The following is a 1541-nucleotide window of genomic DNA, read 5'->3' on the forward strand; positions in this document are numbered from 1 at the left end:
CAGGTTCTCCATCCTTGCAAGCTCAAAACGAAATTTGCAAAAACACCAACATAACTCTTGAAGCCAGTGGAACCTTCAATGGTGGAAATTACGCATGGTACAGTTCTGAAAACTCGCCTTTTCAAAGTTTTTTGGGTGCCGAATATACCCTGAAAAATGTGAGTACCAACCAAACTTGGTTTGTAGCCTACGGAATCACCACCAACGACACTTATTGTGAAACACCGCGGGTGGCAAGTTCAATCACCATGCTACCCGACTTGGAAATTACAGCCCAAATAACGAACACTAGTTGTGCTGGCCTAATGGATGGGCAAATAGTTTATACCATAACGAATGGAGTAGTTCCTTACACATTTTCTCAAAATGGAGTTTCCAACACCACTGGCGTATTTGGTAACTTGTCCATTGGCACTTACACCGTTAATGTGGTTGATTCGAAAGGCTGTTTAGGTGAAAAAACAGTAACTGTTGCCATGAATCCAGGCGTAAACATTACCCAACACCCATCAAACATCAATAGGTGTCGCACAAATATTGCAAATTTCACCTTAACTGCATCGAACTACGACCAAATAGTTTGGGAGAAAAAGCTTCCTGGAAACACTGTTTTTGAGATCATTGCAGGCGAAAATTTGCCGAATCTTAGAATTGAAAATATTGGAAATACCACAAATCCTCATAAGACCATTTACCGAGCAAAGCTTACCAAAGGAACATGTTCGGTTTATACCCAAGAAGCTATTTTGTTTGTCAATTCCATATCAGGAACGGGCACATCTAAAACGGTCTGTGAAAACGCTAGCACTTTTTTCAACCTAAGTGAATACACCATAGTTGGCACTAACAAAACCTATCAATGGCAATATAGACAAGGTACTTCGGGCGTTTTCACCGACCTGACAGGCGAAAATGCTGAAACTTTAAGCTTAAACAATACTCAATCGGTCAGTGGTGGTTATTATAGATGTCGAGTAACTTTCGACAATGGGGGTGGAAATACCTGTGTCATAAATACCTCAACATCAGGCACAAAACTAACAGTAGAAATACCAGAAGTACCTATTCTTTCAGGAGAAAAAACAATCTGCAAGGGTCAAAATACTACATTAACAGCGATAAATTGCTCAGGAATCTTAACATGGTCGGACGGAAAAACAGGGTTAAGTATTGTGATAAACCCAATAATCACCACAACCTACACGGCAATATGCAGTAAAGGAAGTTGTACCTCAAATTCAAGTAACTCTGTCATTGTTACCGTCAATGAAAGTCCAATTAATTCTCCAACTATATCCGTTTCCAAAACCAAATTCTGCAATGGTGAAACGATTAACATTTCCGCCAGCAATTGCAACGGAAATGTCATTTGGAATAATGGACTTAGTGGCACAAGTATCCAAATCATAGCAACAAACAGTTTCAATATTTCAGCCCATTGTATTTCACAAAACTGCCAATCTCCTCAAAGCCAAATACTTAGTATTACGGTTTATCCAATTTTGACCGCAGGAGAAATTGTTTCTAACTCCTTAAGAAAT

Annotated in this window: 1 protein-coding gene; it reads left to right on the forward strand. The window is 39.4% G+C overall.

Annotated elements, in window-relative coordinates:
- Nucleotides 1-1541 (forward strand): Ig-like domain-containing protein (locus EGI31_RS14795; protein WP_445468529.1); only part of this gene is annotated, 1541 nt, incomplete at both ends.

This window comes from Lacihabitans soyangensis, from assembly GCF_024343775.1.
Classification (GTDB): domain Bacteria; phylum Bacteroidota; class Bacteroidia; order Cytophagales; family Spirosomataceae; genus Leadbetterella; species Leadbetterella soyangensis.